This is a genomic window from Peribacillus sp. NPDC096622, assembly GCF_044762665.1.
GTDB lineage: Bacteria > Bacillota > Bacilli > Bacillales > DSM-1321 > Peribacillus > Peribacillus frigoritolerans_B.
Genome location: NZ_JBIWES010000002.1, coordinates 175,423 through 189,629 on the forward strand (window position 1 = coordinate 175,423; position 14,207 = coordinate 189,629).

At 42.0% G+C, this 14,207-nt stretch carries 14 protein-coding genes; 13 read left to right on the plus strand and 1 reads right to left on the minus strand.

All coding sequences use genetic code 11. The annotated features are described in order from the left end of the window. The first annotated feature begins 53 nt into the window (after window positions 1–53). Both rpoE and ACIQYG_RS04255 read left to right on the plus strand, forming a co-directional pair. Window positions 54–644 carry a DNA-directed RNA polymerase subunit delta gene (gene rpoE, locus ACIQYG_RS04250; RefSeq protein ID WP_402835685.1) on the plus strand — a complete coding sequence of 197 codons (591 nt, stop codon included), beginning with the start codon at window positions 54–56 and terminating at the stop codon, window positions 642–644. A 412-nt stretch (window positions 645–1,056) separates the two neighbouring features. Next, on the plus strand, window positions 1,057–2,664 hold the full coding sequence (locus tag ACIQYG_RS04255; RefSeq protein WP_402835687.1) for a CTP synthase: 1,608 nt from the start codon (window positions 1,057–1,059) through the stop codon (window positions 2,662–2,664). A 262-nt stretch (window positions 2,665–2,926) separates the two neighbouring features. Here ACIQYG_RS04255 and ACIQYG_RS04260 read toward each other — a convergent pair whose 3' ends face one another. After that, window positions 2,927–3,457 (minus strand): DUF2529 domain-containing protein, encoded by a 531-nt coding sequence (locus tag ACIQYG_RS04260; RefSeq protein ID WP_402835689.1) that lies wholly within the window; start codon window positions 3,455–3,457, stop codon window positions 2,927–2,929. 315 nt (window positions 3,458–3,772) lie between these two features. Here ACIQYG_RS04260 and ACIQYG_RS04265 point away from each other — a divergent pair, with 315 nt between their 5' ends. From ACIQYG_RS04265 to prmC, 11 genes are all read left to right on the plus strand, one after another. Then, entirely contained in the window at window positions 3,773–4,144 is a 372-nt protein-coding gene (locus tag ACIQYG_RS04265; protein WP_034315860.1) for a response regulator, read from the plus strand. Window positions 4,145–4,391: 247 nt separating this feature from the next. Further along, window positions 4,392–5,249, plus strand: a complete 858-nt coding sequence (locus tag ACIQYG_RS04270) for a class II fructose-bisphosphate aldolase (RefSeq protein WP_053536898.1) — start codon at window positions 4,392–4,394, stop codon at window positions 5,247–5,249. Window positions 5,250–5,409: 160 nt separating this feature from the next. Then, on the plus strand, window positions 5,410–6,060 hold the full coding sequence (fsa, locus tag ACIQYG_RS04275) for a fructose-6-phosphate aldolase (protein ID WP_034315855.1): 651 nt from the start codon (window positions 5,410–5,412) through the stop codon (window positions 6,058–6,060). Window positions 6,061–6,269: 209 nt separating this feature from the next. After that, window positions 6,270–7,553 (plus strand): UDP-N-acetylglucosamine 1-carboxyvinyltransferase, encoded by a 1,284-nt coding sequence (locus ACIQYG_RS04280; protein WP_034315853.1) that lies wholly within the window; start codon window positions 6,270–6,272, stop codon window positions 7,551–7,553. Window positions 7,554–7,652: 99 nt separating this feature from the next. Beyond that, a complete protein-coding gene (gene glpX, locus ACIQYG_RS04285) occupies window positions 7,653–8,615 on the plus strand; it encodes a class II fructose-bisphosphatase (protein ID WP_402835692.1) in 963 nt (320 codons plus the stop codon). 316 nt (window positions 8,616–8,931) lie between these two features. Next, entirely contained in the window at window positions 8,932–10,221 is a 1,290-nt protein-coding gene (gene rho, locus ACIQYG_RS04290) for a transcription termination factor Rho (RefSeq protein ID WP_034315849.1), read from the plus strand. Window positions 10,222–10,370: 149 nt separating this feature from the next. Continuing rightward, a complete protein-coding gene (rpmE, locus tag ACIQYG_RS04295) occupies window positions 10,371–10,571 on the plus strand; it encodes a 50S ribosomal protein L31 (protein ID WP_034315847.1) in 201 nt (66 codons plus the stop codon). Window positions 10,572–10,709: 138 nt separating this feature from the next. After that, a complete protein-coding gene (locus ACIQYG_RS04300) occupies window positions 10,710–11,315 on the plus strand; it encodes a thymidine kinase (RefSeq protein WP_034315845.1) in 606 nt (201 codons plus the stop codon). A gap of 190 nt (window positions 11,316–11,505) precedes the next feature. Further along, window positions 11,506–11,961: a hypothetical protein gene (locus tag ACIQYG_RS04305; RefSeq protein ID WP_402835695.1), complete on the plus strand. Its 456-nt coding sequence runs from the start codon at window positions 11,506–11,508 to the stop codon at window positions 11,959–11,961. Between the two features lie 164 nt (window positions 11,962–12,125). Then, complete coding sequence (prfA, locus tag ACIQYG_RS04310; RefSeq protein ID WP_402835697.1) at window positions 12,126–13,196, plus strand: peptide chain release factor 1; 1,071 nt, start codon at window positions 12,126–12,128, stop codon at window positions 13,194–13,196. Then, complete coding sequence (prmC, locus tag ACIQYG_RS04315) at window positions 13,189–14,058, plus strand: peptide chain release factor N(5)-glutamine methyltransferase (protein ID WP_402835699.1); 870 nt, start codon at window positions 13,189–13,191, stop codon at window positions 14,056–14,058. Before prfA ends, prmC begins: the two co-directional genes overlap by 8 nt. The last annotated feature ends 149 nt before the right edge of the window (window positions 14,059–14,207 follow it).

Genomic DNA, 14,207 nt, shown 5'->3' on the forward strand with positions numbered 1-14,207 from the left:
TATGTGAAAAAACACGGAATTCAGTGTTTGAATAGAGAAGGGAAGTGCGGAATTTGAGTTTAAAACAATACTCAAAAGAGCAATTATTGGAAATGTCCTTAATAGAGATGGCATATGATTTGTTAGTTGAAAGAAATGAACCGATTCCATTTAAAGACTTAATTAGTGAATTAGCTTCGCTGCACCATTTATCCAAAGCGGAAGTGGAAAAGAAAATTGCCCAATTCTATACGGATTTAAATGTAGATGGCCGTTTCACTTCACTAGGAGACAACCGCTGGGGATTGAAAACATGGTACCCGGTTGACCAAATCGAAGAAGAAGTCGTACATGTTGTAAAACCTAAAAAGAAAAAGAAAGCCAAAAAGGCTGCTGTCGTCATCGATGATTTCGATGAACTTGAAGACGAAGACCTTGACTTTGAAGAAGATATCGATGATCTGGACGAGGATGAAGATGACGACGATGATGATATTCTAGGTTCTCCAGTCATCGACGAAGTGCTTTTGGATGATGACGTGGATGATGACGACGATCTGGAAGAAGAAATAATCGAAGATGATGCATTTGTCCTGGAAGATGATGAGGACGAAGATGAGGACGAAGATGACTTGGCTGACTTGGATGAAGAGGATGAGAAATAAATAATCGCCCTTGACTTTTTGAGGCGAAATTTGTAGAATCATTTTTGGGCTCCTTAAAAAAGGACACAATGATTAAATTATATCGCTCCCTTACTTTTATTGTAAGCGGAGCGTTTTTGTTTTTAATGATGGAATGAATAAATGACATCATTTTTTTATTTTTAAAAATGATTTCTCGTAGAATTGTAAAAACTATAGAGAACATATTTATGTTAACTGTCATTTAAGGAAATTTATTCTTGTTCATGTATCCTGCATGACTCTCACTAAAGACCTTTAAGTGATTAATGGTTTGTACTGGTTTACGGTTTCTAGCTTTTAACCGCTCATGTAGCGGAAGATTCGATTCAGGTTCCGATTTAATGATGTGAAGAACTGAATTGGAAGAAGACATTCTATAGGAGGATATAAGATGACAAAATATATTTTTGTGACAGGTGGGGTAGTTTCTTCCTTGGGAAAAGGGATTACGGCCGCTTCTTTAGGCAGATTATTAAAAAATAGGGGATTGAATGTTACAATCCAGAAGTTTGACCCTTATATCAACTTGGATCCTGGTACGATGAGTCCATATCAACATGGTGAAGTGTTTGTAACGGATGATGGTGCTGAAACGGATTTGGATCTGGGGCACTATGAGCGTTTCATCGATATCAACCTTGGTAAACACAGCAATGTGACTACAGGCAGAATTTATTCAACCGTCCTGAGAAAAGAACGCCGTGGCGATTATCTAGGCGGAACGGTTCAGGTCATTCCCCATATCACGAATGAAATCAAAGAACGGGTTTTCCGTTCAGGCAATGAAACGAATGCCGATATAGTCATCACTGAAATTGGCGGTACTGTAGGGGATATCGAGTCTCTTCCATTCCTTGAAGCGATTCGCCAAATCAAGAGTGATATCGGTATCAATAATGTTATGTATATCCACTGTACACTGGTTCCTTACATCAAAGCTGCTGGTGAAATGAAAACAAAACCGACACAGCATAGTGTAAAAGAATTACGCAGTCTTGGCATTCAGCCAAATATCATCGTTGCACGTACAGAAAGCCCGATTTCACAAGATATGAAGGATAAAATCGCTTTATTCTGCGATATCGATAAAAAATCTGTTATCGAATGTCTTGATGCGGATACACTTTACTCCATCCCTCTTGCGCTTCAAGCACAAAATATGGACCAAATCGTTTGTGACCACTTGCAATTGGACTGTGGCGAGGCGGATATGGAAGATTGGAAGGAACTAGTCAAAAAGGTTACTTCTTTATCAAAGAAAACGAAAATCGCCTTAGTCGGAAAATATGTTGAATTGCAAGATGCTTATCTTTCTGTAGTGGAAGCACTTAAGCATGCCGGTTACGCATTTGATGCAGATGTTGAAATCGACTGGGTGAATTCCGAAGACGTAACTAAAGAAAATGTTGCAGAACTTCTTCAAGATGCAGATGGAATCCTTGTACCTGGAGGTTTTGGAGATCGTGGAATCGAAGGGAAAATTGCAGCGACCGAATTTGCCCGCACGACAAAAAAACCATTCTTCGGAATTTGCTTAGGCATGCAGTTGGCGTCCATTGAGTATGCACGCAACGTCCTGGGACTTCCAGAAGCACATTCAGCTGAAATTAATGAAAATACTCCTGATCCAATCATCGATCTTCTTCCTGAGCAGAAGGATGTAGAAGATTTGGGCGGAACACTGCGTCTTGGTCTGTATCCTTGTAAACTTATCGAAGGAACTAAAGCATACGAAGCGTATAATGACGAGGTTGTTTATGAACGTCACCGTCACCGTTATGAATTCAATAACCACTACCGTCAAGCTATGGAAGAGGCAGGATTCGTGTTCTCTGGTACAAGTCCGGATGGTCGTCTAGTCGAAATCGTTGAACTGAAAGATCATCCTTGGTTCGTGGCTTCCCAATTCCATCCGGAATTCACGTCACGCCCTAACCGTCCACAGCCGCTATTCCGCGACTTTGTCGGTATGTCATTAAAGAACGGCAAAAATCTTTAATAAACAAAAAAACAGCCCATGTGGCTGTTTCAGACTGTAGGCAAACTTGAAGAAAATCGAGTTTGCCTACAGTTTTTTTTATGGCTTGTACAATTTGTACGTTGATTTCGATTCGAGGCACCGCTTAGACGTGCTTTTCCCGCATGAGTCCCGCAACACACGCTACAACCAAATTTATATAACGCTTAGATAAGTGGTCAGTTGGTTCGGGAACATCATTTGATGATAGTATTTTCCGAACCCCTTTTTTTAGCTGAATTTATCATTCTTCATCTTCATATTCTTTTATGATTTCTTCAAGAGTGAATTTAATTCCATGATAAGCGAAAAGAGCGGTAATGAGGGTAGGGAACCCATATCGATTTCCCGTTTCATCGGGAATCAGTCCCCGTTGGATACGTAAATCAATATGTACGTCAGCCAACTCCAAAAGAGTATCTTCTTCGGAAGGGACTGATGTAGAAACCGCAACAAATGGGATATCCTTTTCCTTGAGTTGTTTTGCCAGCATCAATGCTTCTGAATCGTCTGAATGGCGGCTGAATATAAGAAATCGATCTTCCCTGGAAATAGTTTCACTTAATTCATAGCTTTTTGCCTTAGGAAAGGGTTCTGCCCCATTCAAAGCCTCGGCAGTGACGCCCTGCATTTCACCAAAACCGTGAATGAACACAGAACCGTCCCCAACTGCAGCCTGAGCCAGCAGGCGTCCGGCATCCTCCATTTCAAAGGCTTCATTTTCAATCAGTTTTTTAAATAAACCGCTTATCTGTGTCGAGAAAATTTTTAACATGATCAGGGACTCCTTTAAAAAATAATATACTTATTATAAAGGACTTTCCTTTACATTGACAGGTTTCAGGGTTTTTGGTCCAACGGGCTGAATTAACTAAATCGGTCGAAAAAACAAAAAAATTAAAATTCCTTTTAGCCATACAGCAGGAATTTTGTTACAATTATCGAATATGAACATAGAAATCATGAATGGAATAAATGCGTTGGACCTCAAGTGATTTAACGCAATCTATGTAACTACCCTTTTTCGGGTAATATGGCCGAATTGGCTAATATATTTAATTGATGAATCGGGAAGGGGAGAGGTGATAAAATGCCAGGGAAAATATTGATTGTTGATGATCAATTCGGGATTCGTATTTTATTGAACGAGGTTTTACATAAAGAAGGGTATGAAACATTTCAAGCAGCTAATGGCATTCAAGCCTTGGAAGTGCTAAATAATCATTCACCCGATCTTGTATTGCTGGATATGAAGATTCCGGGAATGGATGGCATCGAGATCTTGAAAAGGATGAAAGTCGTCGATCCGGACATCCGGGTCATAATCATGACGGCATATGGTGAACTTGACATGATTCAAGAAGCAAAGGATTTAGGGGCAATGACACACTTTGCAAAGCCGTTTGATATTGATGATATTAGAAAGGCCGTACGTGAATACTTGCCGATTCAATCGAGTTAACGGTCTTGAAAATTTAATATTATTGACGGGGAAATTGCCGCGGCTATCTTTTTTTAGATGGGCCGTGTTTTTTTGGAATAAAATTTGAGGCATGGTACAGTTGTAATTGTTGCTGTTTTTTTGATGTATTGATATGCTAAAAGAGGAGAGATATTCTGATTTATAAGCGTATGCTACTTTGGTTTTAGGGAATATCTAGAAAGAATTAACTTTAAAAAATAAACATCCACTAGTAGGAGGAAATCAAATGCCTTTAGTTTCTATGAAAGATATGCTGAATAAAGCCCTTGATGAAAAATATGCAGTAGGTCAATTCAATATCAATAACCTTGAATGGACTCAAGCCATCCTAGCTGCTGCTGAACAAGAAAAATCCCCAGTCATCCTTGGTGTTTCCGAAGGTGCTGCCCGTCATATGGGTGGTTTTAAAACGACTGTCATGATGGTTCAAGGATTGTTGGAAGACATGAAAATCACTGTTCCTGTGGCCATTCACCTTGACCATGGTTCAAGTTTTGATAAATGTAAGGAAGCTATCGAAGCCGGTTTCACTTCAGTAATGATCGACGCTTCACATCATCCGATCGAAGAAAATATCGAAACAACCAAGAAGGTTGTCGAATTCGCTCACGCACGCAATGTTTCGGTTGAAGCGGAAGTGGGCACGGTTGGCGGACAAGAAGATGATATTATCGCTGATGGAGTCGTATATGCAGACCCTCAAGAATGTGAACAGTTGGTTAAAGAAACGAATGTCGACTGTTTTGCTCCAGCTTTGGGATCCGTTCACGGACCATACAAAGGTGAACCTAACCTAGGCTATAAAGAAATGGAAGAAGTACGGGATTTAACGAACAAACCTCTTGTTCTTCATGGCGGTACAGGCATCCCTCTGAAAGATATCCAAAAAGCGATTTCACTTGGAACATCAAAAATCAATGTGAATACGGAAAATCAAATTGTGTTCACAAAAGCGGTTCGTGAAATCCTGAATAACGATTCTGAAGTGTACGATCCTCGTAAATACATGGTTCCTGGCCGTGAAGCTATTAAAGAAACGGTCATCGGCAAAATTCGTGAATTCGGTTCAAACGGAAAAGCTTAATTTCAAAAGGGTTCCATCCTTTAAATGTAAGGCAATATTCCCATTGGGGGGCTCCCCCCTAATGGTTTCTTTTAGATGCAGGCTTAATCCGGGCTCTATTTTTCGAACAATTAGAATTCAATAGAGAAATAAAAAATCGATTACATACGGAGGATATTTTATGAAATTCTTTATAGATACAGCAAATATGGAAGAAATCAAACAAGCGCACGAACTTGGCGTTCTAGCAGGTGTTACGACTAACCCATCACTTGTTGCAAGGGAAAAGGGAGTTTCTTTCCATGACCGGCTAAAAGAAATCACAAGCCTTGTTAAGGAATCCGTTTCTGCTGAAGTCATTGCGCTTGATTTTGAAGGAATGATGGCAGAAGCCAAGGAGCTTGTTGCGATTGCACCTAACATCACGATCAAAGTGCCAATGACCCCAGACGGCTTGAAGGCTGTTTCAGCACTTACAAAACAAGGTGTCAAAACAAATGTCACGCTTATTTTCAGTGCCAACCAAGCATTATTGGCAGCTAGGGCAGGAGCAACTTATGTATCGCCATTTTTAGGACGCTTGGACGATATCGGCCAAAATGGTTTGGATTTAATTTCGGATATTGCTGACATATTTGCGATCCATGATATCAATGCTGAGATCATTGCAGCTTCCATCCGCCATCCGATGCATATTACAGAAGCGGCTCTTAAAGGGGCACATATTGCAACGATCCCTTATAAAGTTTTAATGCAATTATTCCACCACCCATTAACGGATAAAGGGATTGAAGCTTTCTTGAATGATTGGAATTCACGTACAGAAGCATAATGCCTTGCCGCTAAGTCGCTATAGATTGCACTGTTTTAATGAAATTAACATAAATTAGAAATTTTTATCTTTTTTTTACATGAATTTTCTACTTTTGTGTAAACTAAAGAACTAGATAGTGAATGTTGTCGGATTATGCAATTTTCTTGTGGTAAAATATTACTTTTTGGAAGTAGCTTCTAAGTGCTTAGCGTGGAAGGGAGTTTATTATGGAAAAACTTAAAATTGCCGGTGGCTATCCTCTAAAGGGAAGCATTCGTGTCAGCGGAGCAAAAAATAGTGCGGTTGCCCTTATTCCGGCAACAATTTTAGCGGACTCTCCCGTAACGATTGAAGGCCTGCCTGATATCTCGGATGTACAGATGCTGAAAGAGTTAATGGAGGAAATTGGCGGTGAGGTGTCCTTTGATGAAGGACAGATGACAGTCAACCCCAGCAGGATGATTTCAATGCCTCTTCCGAATGGCAGGGTCAAGAAGTTACGTGCTTCGTATTATTTAATGGGGGCAATGCTTGGTAAATTCAAAAAGGCAGTGATCGGCTTGCCAGGAGGCTGCCATTTAGGACCCCGTCCGATAGATCAGCATATTAAGGGGTTCGAAGCACTTGGCGCACAAGTGACGAATGAACAAGGAGCCATTTACCTTAGGGCGGACGAGCTCCGGGGAGCACGCATATATTTGGATGTCGTTAGTGTAGGGGCAACGATCAACATCATGCTTGCCGCCGTTTTGGCCAAAGGCCGCACTGTGATTGAAAACGCTGCGAAAGAACCGGAAATCATCGATGTCGCCACATTGTTGACCAATATGGGAGCGAAAATTAAGGGTGCTGGAACGGATATCATCCGTATTGATGGTGTGGAAAGTTTGCATGGTTGCAAGCATACGATCATACCGGATCGGATTGAAGCCGGTACTTTCATGATTTTAGCCGCTGCTGTCGGTGAAGGGATTCTGATCGATAATGTCATTCCCCAGCATTTGGAGTCATTGACTGCCAAATTGAGGGAAATGGGGATTAATATTGAAGCGGGTGATGACCAGATATTTGTCTCACCGGGAGAAAATTATAAATCCGTTGATATCAAGACGTTGGTTTATCCTGGTTTCCCAACAGATCTTCAGCAACCTTTCACTTCCCTTTTAACAAAAGCAAGCGGTTCTAGCATGGTCACCGATACGATATATGGGGCGCGATTTAAGCATATTGATGAGCTGCGACGCATGAATGCTAAGATCAAAGTCGAGGGCAGAGCAGGCATCGTCGATGGTCCTGTCCAACTACATGGGGCAAAAGTGAAGGCAAGCGATTTACGTGCCGGAGCAGCTCTGGTAATTGCCGGTTTAATGGCTGAAGGGATTACAGAAGTGACCGGGCTTGAACATATAGATCGCGGATATAGCCATCTTGTTGAAAAACTTTCAGGTTTGGGAGCGACGATTTGGCGTGAAGAAATGACGCAAGAAGAAGTGGAGCAGCTTAAAAGCTGATCCCTTTTCTTGTTACCTCATTGTGTTACTATATATGATATAATGTGTTATACTAATATATAAATAAATCATGCTAGTGTACATGAGGGGGAACCGGAAATGGAAAGAAGTTTATCGATGGAGCTTGTCCGCGTAACAGAGGCGGCGGCACTAAATTCAGCTCGCTGGATGGGAAGAGGAAAGAAAGACGAAGCGGATGATGCAGCAACAACTGCAATGCGGGATGTTTTCAATACTATTCCCATGCAAGGAACGGTTGTAATCGGTGAAGGGGAAATGGATGAAGCGCCAATGCTTTATATTGGCGAAAAACTTGGTACTGGTCTTGGGCCACTAGTGGATGTTGCGGTTGATCCTTTAGAAGGAACGAACATCGTTGCATCCGGCGGCTGGAATGCATTGGCTGTATTGGCGATAGCCGATAAGGGGAACTTGCTTCATGCCCCGGATATGTATATGGATAAAATAGCTGTCGGACCAGAGGCTGTCGGTCAGATTGATATCAATGCTTCTGTCTTGGACAACCTGAAAGCGGTAGCCAAGGCAAAAAATAAAGATATCCAAGACGTGGTTGCAACAATATTGAACCGCGACCGTCATTCGAAGATCATTCATGAACTTCGTGAGGCAGGGGCGCGTATCAAGTTGATCAACGATGGAGATGTAGCTGGAGCCATAAATACAGCCTTCGATCTTACCGGTGTTGACATCTTATTCGGATCTGGCGGAGCTCCAGAGGGAGTCATTGCAGCCGTTGCCTTGAAATGCCTTGGAGGGGAAATTCAAGGTAAGCTCGTTCCTCATAGTGATGAAGAAGTGGAACGCTGTGGAAAAATGGGCCTTGAATTAGGAAAAGTCCTCAGAATGGAAGATCTTGTTCGCGGAGATGACGCAATTTTTGCTGCAACAGGTGTGACTGATGGAGAACTTTTACGCGGTGTACAATTTAAAGGGCATTACGGCGAAACGCAATCCGTAGTCATGCGTGCTAAATCTGGTACCGTTCGATTCATTGATGGGCGTCACAGCCTTAAGATTAAACCGAATGGTTTGATCGACTGATAGCGTTTTTTTGAAAAATCACTTTTAAAAGCGAGCGGTTTCATCGCTCGCTTTCTCTTTAAAAAAATTTAAGTTGAATAATTAAAATAAAAAAAGTAAAATAAAGCTTGGTCTACTATTAATAATTTAAAATCTGCCCTTTCACTCCAAACTTCAAGAAGCCTTCAATTAATTTTCTTCTTTACATGTAAAATGTATCATCCTTTCTAAGAAAACTCTGGTCGGGTACATGGATTGCGGTTTTTCTTCCATCTAACAAACCATTTCTTTTTCAGTATGGGTGAAAACGTTTAATTAATAAAAGTGTGGTGTCATAATGAATTTAACTATTTCTAATTTAGAAAACATGAAACTTAAGGATCTCTATGAGCACGCGCGCGAATATAAAGTTTCCTATTACAGCAAACTTTCCAAAAAGGAACTTATTTTCGCTATCCTGAAAGCACAAGCTGAGCAGGATGGCCTCCTATTCATGGAGGGCGTTTTAGAGATCATCCCTTCAGAGGGCTTCGGTTTCCTGCGTCCAATTAATTATTCTCCAAGCTCGGAGGATATTTATATTTCTGCTTCTCAGATCCGCAGATTCGATTTGCGAAATGGAGATAAAGTGTCCGGTAAGGTAAGGCCTCCAAAAGAAAACGAGCGCTATTATGGATTGCTGCATGTTGAAGCAGTCAATGGCGATAATCCGGAATCAGCTAAAGAGCGTGTCCACTTTCCAGGTTTAACACCGCTGTATCCTAACAGGCAAATTAAACTGGAAACGACACCGAAGAACTTATCGACCAGGATTATGGATGTCCTGGCACCGGTCGGTTTTGGGCAGCGTGGTCTGATTGTTGCACCTCCAAAAGCCGGTAAAACGATGCTCATCAAGGAAATTGCCAATGCGATAACCACAAACCATCCCGAATCGGAATTGATTGTGCTGTTGATCGATGAACGCCCGGAAGAAGTGACAGACATTGAACGTTCCGTCGCAGGAGACGTGGTAAGCTCAACTTTCGATGAAGTGCCGGAAAACCATATCAAGGTGGCTGAGCTGGTGTTGGAACGAGCCATGCGCCTTGTGGAGCATAAACGTGATGTCATCATTTTAATGGACAGCATCACTCGCCTTGCCCGTGCTTACAACCTTGTCATTCCGCCGAGCGGGCGTACACTATCAGGGGGTATTGACCCTGCTGCATTCCATCGTCCAAAACGCTTTTTCGGTGCGGCGAGGAATATCGAGGAAGGCGGCAGCCTGACGATCCTTGCTACAGCATTGGTAGATACGGGTTCAAGAATGGACGACGTCATTTATGAAGAATTTAAAGGTACGGGCAATATGGAGCTGCATTTAGATCGTGCCCTTGCCGAAAGACGCATCTTCCCGGCAATCGATATTCGTCGCTCAGGCACTCGTAAAGAAGAATTGCTAATTCCGAAAGATCGCCTGGATAAACTATGGGCCATCAGGAAAACGATGTCAGATTCTCCTGATTTCTCGGAGAAATTCCTTCGCCGTCTAAAACAGACAAAAGGTAATGAAGAATTTTTCAGTAAGCTGGATGAAGAGATGTCAGAAATGAAAAAGGGGCCAGCGAGCGTAAAACGTTCTTAAACCCTGTAAGAAACAAACAGTTGCACAACTAGTCTTAAGTTGTTATAATGAGTTCATGTGTTTTTACAATAAATGTGAGGGTGTTTTTCCCTCAACTTGAAGTATATAACTCTGTTTCGAATGATTCAGGGCATAAGGAGCTGAAAAGAATGAAAACTGGAATTCATCCAAATTATAAGCTTTCAAAAGTAATTTGCTCTTGCGGAAACACTTTTGAAACTGGTTCAGTTAAAGAAGAGATCAAAGTTGAGACTTGTTCAGAGTGCCATCCATTCTATACTGGTCGTCAAAAATTCGCTGAAGCTGGCGGACGTGTTGATCGTTTCAACAAAAAATACGGTATTAAATAAGCCGGACTTTTTAAAAAACAGGCAAGTATTTTTCTTGCCTGTTTTTTCTTTTCCATAAACAAGTAAGAATTTATACAAAGCCAGGTCGACTTCAATAATGGCCAATGGATCGACAGGTGGAAGGGAGTAGCTGTTTCCATGTATGTAATGAAACAAACAGGCTGGATCGAGCTTATTTGCGGAAGCATGTTTTCAGGTAAATCTGAAGAATTGATTAAACGAGTCAGCCGTGCTCAATTTGCTAAAGAGCAAATAGCTGTATTTAAACCAGCTATTGATAATCGCTATGCGGAAGAGGCTGTCGTATCACACAATGGCTCTTCTGTGATGGCAAAGCCGATTGCCCATTCAACGGATATTTTTAAGTATTTGGACAAGCCCCTGGATATCATTGCAATAGATGAAGTGCAATTTTTTGATCATGAAATTATCGGGGTTGCCCAGCATCTTGCGGACAGCGGTTATCGAGTGATTATGGCTGGACTCGATCAAGATTTCAGAGGTGAACCATTCGGTCCTATGCCTGTTCTATTATCGCTTGCAGAATCGGTGACTAAGCTGCAGGCAGTTTGTGAAGTGTGCGGGTCACCTGCGAGCAGGACTCAGCGCTTGATAGATGGGGAGCCGGCCTCCTATGATGAGCCGATCATCCTTGTGGGTGCATCGGAATCATACGAGCCCCGCTGCCGCCATCATCACGAAGTTCCGGGTAAGCAGGCTGTTGGTATTAAAGAACATATTTGAATGATGGTGCCCTATGATCCAATGAGATCGCAGGGTGCTTTTTTTATGCGGAAAAGTGGACAAACTGTCGCAGTCATTCAGGTGGCATGACCAATACATGGAAGGGAAATAAAAGATAAATATTGCCCCATTTTGGGTAGGCTAACGAGGAAATGTTCTTCTTAACCAGTCAAAATGGAGGGAAAAAAATATGAAATCAAAACTGCTTATTATGACGGCCTTTCTGCTTGCTGCACTAACGGCATGCGGTCAAAATGACAATGCGATAAATAATGATTCGGAATATGGCGATCAATCCCGGGATGGCAGGGATTTTGTTGGCAATGGTTTAAATCAAGTATCCAATAATGATTGGGATAATGAAGCGGAACGCCCATCAGATCAGGTCCTTAACACACCGCATCATACATCCAATAATTCCCCATCCATGGGGCAGCAAATTGATGAAATCCGCGGAGTGATTGAATCGGAAACTAATTATGAGGCGGGCTCCGTTTGGTTTAATGGAAATACCATACATGTTACGGTCCATGATGAAGGCAAAATCAAGACGGAAAAAGAAAGAAATAAGGAAATGCAGCGAATACAAGGCATGATAAACAGGGTTGTGCCTCAATATAATGTAGATGTCAAATTAAACAAGTAACGAAACGACATTTTTGAATCTCTTTGACGTTGATTATTCACCTATACTATAATTAACCTAGAAGTGAACTGAGCTGGGGCACTGAGCTACTTTTTTATAGTAATAAAAGATGGATTACTTCCAATTCGTTTCAGATGTTTTGGAAAATTTATGAGGTGAATAATTTGTTTGATCGATTGCAAGCAGTAGAAGATAGATATGAAAGATTGAATGAACTATTAAGTGACCCGGAGATCATTAATGACTCTAAGAAGCTTAGGGAATATTCTAAGGAGCAATCCAGCATTCAAGAGACCGCATCGACTTATAAAGAATATAAAGCGGTTCGTGAGCAACTCCAGGAAGCGAAGGCGATGCTGGAGGAGAAACTTGATGCGGATATGCGTGAAATGGTAAAAGAAGAGATCAATGAACTTGATGAGACCATACAAGGACTTGAGGGTAAACTGAAAATATTGCTTATTCCTAAAGATCCTAACGATGATAAAAACGTAATCATGGAGATCCGCGGAGCGGCTGGCGGAGATGAGGCGGCCCTATTTGCAGGCAGTCTATACCGGATGTATAGCCGTTTTGCCGAGGTGCAAGGCTGGCGGACTGAAGTCATTGAAGCAAGTCCTACAGGGCTTGGCGGCTACAAGGAAATCATATTCATGATCAATGGTAATGGCGCTTATTCAAAATTGAAGTTCGAAAATGGGGCGCATCGCGTTCAACGAGTACCTGAAACTGAATCAGGCGGACGGATTCATACATCTACAGCCACGGTTGCCGTTTTACCCGAAGCTGAGGAAGTGGAAGTTGAAATCCATGATAAGGATATTCGTGTCGACACCTTTGCATCAAGCGGTCCTGGAGGGCAAAGTGTCAATACGACAATGTCAGCGGTGCGCTTGACTCATATTCCGACTAATACGGTTGTATCCTGTCAAGATGAAAAATCACAAATCAAGAACAAAGAAAAAGCAATGAAGGTTTTGCGTGCCAGGGTGTACGATAAAATCCATCGCGAAGTACAGGCGGAATATGATCAAAATAGGAAGCTTGCCGTTGGTACGGGCGATCGATCCGAAAGGATTCGCACTTATAACTTCCCGCAAAACCGCGTTACTGACCACCGTATTGGTTTAACGATTCAAAAACTGGATCAAATCATGGAAGGTAAGCTGGATGAAGTCGTTGATGCATTAATCATGGAAGACCAATCTTCAAGGCTGGAAAATGCAGATGAGTAATTCTGCCGTGAAAGTGTTTGAAGCCCTTAAATGGGCTTCTTCCTTTTTAAAGGAAAATGATCGTGATGCCAATGCTGGGGAAATCCTCTTACGGCACTTTTTAAAACAAACTCGCTCCGAAATGCTGGCCAACCTTCATGAGGAGCTTAGTGAAGCGGATTTTAGGCAATTTAAGGACGCTATTGAGCTGCATGCCGAGGGAACGCCCATCCAATATATAATCGGCAGTGAAGAGTTTTATGGACGGACCTTTTTTGTGAATGAAGAAGTGCTCATACCGAGACCGGAAACAGAAGAATTGATTTATTATACATTACGTAAACTCCCGGCCATTTTTATGGAGGGACAGAAGCTCCGGTTAGCTGATATTGGGACCGGCAGCGGCGCAATCGCCATAACGATGAAACTTGAAAAATCAAATCTGATGGTGACGGCCACGGACATAGCGGAACCATCGCTTGAGGTGGCGAGGAAAAATGCCGAATCACTTGGTGCCGAAGTGGAGTTCATGCAAGGTGATTTGCTTTTGCCTTTCATGAACATAAACGAAAAGGTGGACATCCTTTTATCGAATCCGCCATATATACCAGAAGATGATCATAAATCCATGTCAGTAGTCGTGACTGGTCATGAACCACATCGTGCATTATTTGCCGGTATCGATGGGCTGGATTTTTACCGCCGTTTTATGGAGCAGTTACCCCTGATCATGAAAGTGCCTGGGCTGATCGGTTTTGAAGTGGGTGCTGGACAGGGTGAAGCGGTTGCCGATTTATTGAAGCGTACCTTTCCTGCCGCAGAAGTATCCATTATAAATGACATTAATGAAAAAGATCGAATGGTCTTTGCTGAATTAAAATGATCCGTCTCCCTTATGTGAGACGGTTTTTTTAGGATCACCACTCTCATAATCTTTTGGAATCTATATTTCCGGCTATCAACTTTTTTTGTTTTTACTAGTTTAAGATAGCTGGAAAATGGTGAGACTAATTCATGTGAGGGGGCGAAGGC

Coding starts and splice junctions, on each gene's coding strand:
- ACIQYG_RS04265 (WP_034315860.1), top strand. CDS start 3,773: ATGCCAGGGAAAATATTGATTGTTGATGATCAATTCGGGATTCGTATT.
- prmC (WP_402835699.1), top strand. CDS start 13,189: ATGAGTAATTCTGCCGTGAAAGTGTTTGAAGCCCTTAAATGGGCTTCT.
- ACIQYG_RS04270 (WP_053536898.1), top strand. CDS start 4,392: ATGCCTTTAGTTTCTATGAAAGATATGCTGAATAAAGCCCTTGATGAA.
- rho (WP_034315849.1), top strand. CDS start 8,932: ATGAATTTAACTATTTCTAATTTAGAAAACATGAAACTTAAGGATCTC.
- ACIQYG_RS04305 (WP_402835695.1), top strand. CDS start 11,506: ATGAAATCAAAACTGCTTATTATGACGGCCTTTCTGCTTGCTGCACTA.
- ACIQYG_RS04255 (WP_402835687.1), top strand. CDS start 1,057: ATGACAAAATATATTTTTGTGACAGGTGGGGTAGTTTCTTCCTTGGGA.
- glpX (WP_402835692.1), top strand. CDS start 7,653: ATGGAAAGAAGTTTATCGATGGAGCTTGTCCGCGTAACAGAGGCGGCG.
- ACIQYG_RS04300 (WP_034315845.1), top strand. CDS start 10,710: ATGTATGTAATGAAACAAACAGGCTGGATCGAGCTTATTTGCGGAAGC.
- rpmE (WP_034315847.1), top strand. CDS start 10,371: ATGAAAACTGGAATTCATCCAAATTATAAGCTTTCAAAAGTAATTTGC.
- fsa (WP_034315855.1), top strand. CDS start 5,410: ATGAAATTCTTTATAGATACAGCAAATATGGAAGAAATCAAACAAGCG.
- ACIQYG_RS04260 (WP_402835689.1), bottom strand. CDS start 3,457: ATGTTAAAAATTTTCTCGACACAGATAAGCGGTTTATTTAAAAAACTG.
- ACIQYG_RS04280 (WP_034315853.1), top strand. CDS start 6,270: ATGGAAAAACTTAAAATTGCCGGTGGCTATCCTCTAAAGGGAAGCATT.